Annotated in this window: 5 protein-coding genes; 2 read left to right on the forward strand and 3 right to left on the reverse strand. The window is 71.9% G+C overall.

The annotated features are described in order from the left end of the window. The coding region (locus VR44_RS33035) for an outer membrane protein assembly factor BamB family protein (RefSeq protein WP_157880485.1) at positions 1-353 on the forward strand (353 nt) is incomplete at its 5' end. Between the two features lie 22 nt (positions 354-375). Here the strand turns inward: VR44_RS33035 and ilvD are convergent. From ilvD to VR44_RS33050, 3 genes are all read right to left on the reverse strand, one after another. Then, entirely contained in the window at positions 376-2226 is a 1851-nt protein-coding gene (gene ilvD, locus VR44_RS33040) for a dihydroxy-acid dehydratase (RefSeq protein ID WP_045951320.1), read from the reverse strand. A gap of 180 nt (positions 2227-2406) precedes the next feature. Further along, complete coding sequence (locus tag VR44_RS33045; protein WP_045951321.1) at positions 2407-3030, reverse strand: TetR/AcrR family transcriptional regulator; 624 nt, start codon at positions 3028-3030, stop codon at positions 2407-2409. After that, on the reverse strand, positions 3027-3836 hold the full coding sequence (locus tag VR44_RS33050; RefSeq protein WP_045951322.1) for a sugar phosphate isomerase/epimerase family protein: 810 nt from the start codon (positions 3834-3836) through the stop codon (positions 3027-3029). The genes VR44_RS33045 and VR44_RS33050 overlap by 4 nt, the downstream gene beginning before the upstream one ends. Before the next feature lie 104 nt (positions 3837-3940). Here VR44_RS33050 and VR44_RS33055 point away from each other — a divergent pair, with 104 nt between their 5' ends. Further along, a complete protein-coding gene (locus VR44_RS33055) occupies positions 3941-4444 on the forward strand; it encodes an SLATT domain-containing protein (RefSeq protein WP_045951323.1) in 504 nt (167 codons plus the stop codon). The last annotated feature ends 94 nt before the right edge of the window (positions 4445-4538 follow it).

Here is a 4538-nt window from a genome sequence, read left to right on the forward strand (position 1 = left end):
GCCCGCTCAGAGATGTGTATAAGAGACAGGTGTACGCCTTCGGCACGCGGGGCGGCCTCGTGGCGATCGGCGGGGAGAAGGAGCTGTGGCGGCTGGAGACGGGCGCGTCGTTCGCCTCCCGGCCGGTGTTCGCGGACGGACGGGTCTACCTGGCCGCCTCGGACGGCCGCCTCCTCGCCGTCGACGCCGGCGCGGGCAGGCTCGTCGGCCAGACCAAGCCGCGCATGGCCGCCACCCCGGGCACCTTCAGCGCCACCCTCCCGGCCCCCGTCGTAGCCGACGGCCGGGTGTACGCCTCCGCCCCCGACGGCACGGTGTTCGCCCAGGACGCGCGGAACCCCGCCGGGTGGTGACACCCGGCGGGGCTCCTTCGTACTAGCCCAGCTTCGAGACGTCGCGGACCGCGCCCTTGTCGGCGCTGGTGGCCATCGCGGCGTAGGCGCGGAGTGCCGCCGAGACCGTGCGCTCGCGGTTCTTCGGGGCGTAGACGCCGCCGAGGGCCTCGTGGCGGGCGGCCAGGGTGACCTCGTCGACCAGGAGCTCGATCGAGCGGTTGGGGATGTCGATGCGGATCCGGTCGCCGTCCTCGACGACGGCGATGTCGCCGCCCGAGGCCGCCTCCGGGGAGGCGTGGCCGATGGAGAGGCCCGAGGTGCCGCCGGAGAAGCGGCCGTCGGTCACCAGCGCGCAGACCTTGCCGAGGCCGCGGCCCTTGAGGAAGGAGGTCGGGTAGAGCATCTCCTGCATGCCGGGGCCGCCGCGCGGGCCCTCGTAGCGGATGACGACGACGTCACCGGGCTGGATCTCCTTGCGGAGGATCTTGTCCACGGCCTCGTCCTGCGACTCGCAGACGACGGCCGGGCCCTCGAAGGTCCAGATCGACTCGTCGACGCCGGCCGTCTTGACGACGCAGCCGTCGGCGGCGATGTTGCCGCGCAGGACGGCGAGGCCGCCGTCCTTGGAGTACGCGTGCTGCACGGAGCGGATGCAGCCGCCCTCGGCGTCGAGGTCGAGGGTCTCCCAGCGCTCGGACTGGGAGAACGCGGTGGCGGAGCGCTTGCAGCCGGGGGCCGCGTGCCACAGCTCCATGGCCTCCTCGGACGCCGTGCCGGAGCGGGCGTCCCACTTGGCGAGCCAGTCCTCCAGGCCCTTCGAGTGGACGGTGGTGACGTCCTTGTTGAGGAGCCCGCCGCGGTGCAGCTCGCCGAGGATGGCGGGGATGCCGCCGGCGCGGTGCACGTCCTCCATGTAGTACGTGCCGCCGGGGGCGACGTTCGGGGCGACCTTGGCCAGGCAGGGGACGCGGCGCGAGACGGCGTCGATGTCCTTGAGGTCGTAGTCCAGGCCCGCCTCCTGCGCGGCGGCCAGCAGGTGCAGGATCGTGTTGGTCGAGCCGCCCATGGCGATGTCCAGGGCCATGGCGTTCTCGAAGGCCTCGCGGGTGGCGATGTTGCGCGGCAGGACGGACTCGTCGCCGTCCTCGTAGTAGCGCTTGGTGATCTCCACGACCGTGCGGCCGGCGTCCTCGTACAGGGCGCGGCGGGCGGTGTGCGTGGCGAGGACGGAGCCGTTGCCGGGGAGGGCCAGGCCGATGGCCTCGGCGAGGCAGTTCATCGAGTTGGCGGTGAACATGCCGGAACAGGAGCCGCAGGTCGGGCAGGCGTTCTCCTCGATGCGCAGGATGTCCGCGTCCGAGACGTTCTCGTTGGAGGCGTCGACCATGGCGTCGATCAGGTCGAGCTTGCGGACGGTGCCGTCGACGAGGGTGGCCTGGCCGGCCTCCATCGGGCCGCCGGAGACGAACACGACGGGGATGTTGAGGCGCATCGCGGCCATCAGCATGCCCGGGGTGATCTTGTCGCAGTTGGAGATGCAGATCAGCGCGTCGGCGCAGTGCGCCTCGACCATGTACTCGACGCTGTCCGCGATCAGGTCGCGGGAGGGCAGGGAGTACAGCATGCCGGCGTGGCCCATGGCGATGCCGTCGTCGACGGCGATCGTGTTGAACTCGCGCGGGATGGCGCCGGCGGCGCGGATGGCGTCGGAGACGATGCGGCCGACCGGGGCGAGGTGGGTGTGGCCGGGGACGAACTCGGTGAAGGAGTTGGCGACCGCGATGATCGGCTTGCCGATGTCCTCGCTCGCTACGCCCGACGCGCGCATCAGCGCACGAGCGCCTGCCATGTTGCGGCCGTGGGTGACGGTGCGGGACCTCAGCTCGGGCATGCGGTTTCACTCCCCATGGGTGCGGCTGTACGGTCAGCCGCGAATGTGGATATGGCTCGGTTACGAGGCTACGCCCACCGCCCGCGATCCGGACGCCCAGTCCGGATGCCGGGACGGCGGGGTCGCTCCTCGGTCACGGTGCCGCTCGGTCCCCGGGCCGCTCGGTCCCCGGCCTCCCGGTCACGCCTCCGTCAGGTAGCGCTGCAGGGTCGGGGCCACCAGCGCGACGATCTCCTCCGGGTCCGCCGACGCCAGGGGCTCGATCTGCACCACGTACCGCACGAAGGCGATCCCGATCAGGTGCGAGGCGGCCAGCTCGGCCCGGAAGGTCGGCTCCGGGACGTCGAGGTCGGCGGCTACCCGCTCCAGGACCCGCCGCAGGATCAGGCCCCGCAGCACCTTCGCGGCCGCCTCATGGGTGAGCGCCGAGCGGATCACGGCGAGCAGCGGGGCGCGCGTGGCCGGGTTCTCCCACACGCCCAGGAAATAGCGGGCCAGCCGCTCCCCGATCCCGTCCGGGCCCTCGCCGACCACGGCGGGGACCACCAGGGCGGGCTCCATGGTGACCTCGATGGCGGCGGCGAACAGGTCGTCCTTGCTGCCGAAGTAGTGGTGCACGAGCGCCGGGTCCACCCCGGCCACCTTCGCGATGCCGCGCACGGAGGTCTTGTCGTACCCGCGCTCCGCGAACACCTCGCGGGCGGCGAGGCGGATCCGCTCCTGGGTGCCCGGGCCCTCCTCGGCCTCGTCCTGCCGGGGCCGCCCGGGACCGCGCCGCCGCCGGACGGGCTCGGCGCCGCTCATCGGGACCCGACCGCCAGGTGCCGGCGGGTGAAGGCCAGGGCCTCGGCGAGGTCGGCCTCACGCTCGGCGGAGGACATGGCGCGCCGCGTGTTGACCTCGATGACGATGTGCCCGTCGAAGGAGCTGCGGGCCAGGCCCGTCAGCAGCTCCGCGCAGGGCTGCGTACCCCGTCCGGGGACGAGGTGCTCGTCCTTCGCGGAGCCGTTGCCGTCGGCGAGGTGGATGTGGGCCAGCCGCTCCCCCATCCGGTCGATCATCGCGGAGGCGTCGGTGCGGGCGGTGGCGGTGTGCGAGAGGTCGACGGTGAAGTGCCGGTAGTCGTCCTTGGTCACGTCCCACTCGGGCGCGTACGCGAGCATCTCGCGGTCGCGGTAGCGCCACGGGTACATGTTCTCCACGGCGAACCGCACGTCCGTCTCGTCCGCCATCCGCCAGATCCCGCTCACGAAGTCACGCGCGTACTGGCGCTGCCAGCGGAACGGCGGGTGCACGACGACGGTAGACGCCCCCAGCTTCTCGGCGGCCGCCTGGGCCCGCTGGAGCTTGGTCCAGGGGTCGGTGGACCACACCCGCTGGGTGATCAGCAGGCAGGGCGCGTGCACGGCGAGGATGGGCACCTTGTGGTGGTCCGACAGCCGGCGCAGGGCCTCGATGTCCTGACTGACCGGGTCCGTCCAGACCATGACCTCGACACCGTCGTAGCCGAGGCGGGCGGCGATCTCGAAGGCCGTCGCCGTGGACTCCGGGTAGACGGAGGCGGTGGACAGGGCGACTTTCGGGGCACTGCTGCTCGGATTACGGACCACGGAGCCAGATTACGGGCCGCCCGCCCACGGCCCGGTACACAAACCGACTCTCGTCATACTTTTCACATCAACGCGGCTGCGGGAACTGGTGGGGGCTGGTCGGGGTGCATTCGGAGAGCGGGCTCGGTGCGGGACTCGGTTCGGGACTCGGTGCGGGACTGAGCCCGGGCGACACGGCGGCCCTGCTGCTGGCCAAGATCCGTGAGGGCAACGTCTACGCCCGGGCGAGGAAGAGACGTTTCGGGCGGAGCGCCGCCGCCGTCAAGGTGACGGCCCTCGTACTGTCGGCTGCCTCCACCGTCGTCCTGGGCCTGCAGAACCTCAACGCGTGGACCGGCCTGGCCCTGGCGTGCGTGGCACTCGTGACGCTGCTGGGCGCCATCGAGCCGTTCTTCAACTGGCGTTCCCGGTCGGTGCTGATGGAGGAAGCGCAGTACCGCTTCCGGCGGCTCGGCGACGACCTCGAATACCTCGTGGCGTCGACGGCCGCCGACGAGCTCACCTTCGAGCAGCTCGGCGAACTGTTCGCCCGCTACCAGACCATCTGGGACGACCTGAGCCTCACCTGGCTGCAACACCGCCGGGAGGCGGCGCGGACGGGCAACTGACGGAGCGGCAGTTGCCCGGGACGGGCCTGAGGGGCGGTGCCCCACGGGTCGGAATCTCGCCTGAGCGGTCTCAGGGACCGGTTGGGGCTTTCCC

The sequence above is a fragment of the Streptomyces katrae genome (assembly GCF_000966975.1).
Taxonomy (GTDB): Bacteria; Actinomycetota; Actinomycetes; order Streptomycetales; family Streptomycetaceae; genus Streptomyces; species Streptomyces katrae.